The 377-nt window shown below is 48.8% G+C and carries 1 protein-coding gene; it reads right to left on the reverse strand.

Annotated features, from left to right (window positions below; genetic code table 11):
- The coding region (locus BCT81_RS00705) for a methyl-accepting chemotaxis protein (protein WP_241908129.1) at positions 1 to 377 on the reverse strand (377 nt) is incomplete at both ends.

A 377-nucleotide genomic window follows, 5' to 3' on the forward strand; every position in this document is an offset into this window, starting at 1 on the left:
CTTCTAGATCAGTACTGATATTACGCGTCTCACCTGCTGATAGTGATGTGTCGTTAGCGTGCGATGTGATGGTTTCAACTTTCTGCTGAACATCTTTGGTTGCCTGGGTAGTAGATTGCGTCTGTTGTTGAATGTTCTGCGCATGGGCGAGCACCTGTTTCATCTCTTCGACAACACTATTCATTTCAATAGAGAGTGCATCAATGTCGGTAGAGCTTTGGTGTGCTTGTTCGCACACGCGATCGGCAGAGGTTAATGACTCTTCGCTGCCTTGTTGGAATTGGTGAATAATTGATTCAATACTGCCCGTGGCCTCTGCTGTTCGAGAGGCGAGGTGGCGAACCTCGTCCGCAACGACTGCAAATCCTCGGCCTTGT

This window comes from Vibrio sp. 10N.261.52.A1, from assembly GCF_002876325.1.
Classification (GTDB): Bacteria; Pseudomonadota; Gammaproteobacteria; order Enterobacterales; family Vibrionaceae; genus Vibrio; species Vibrio chagasii.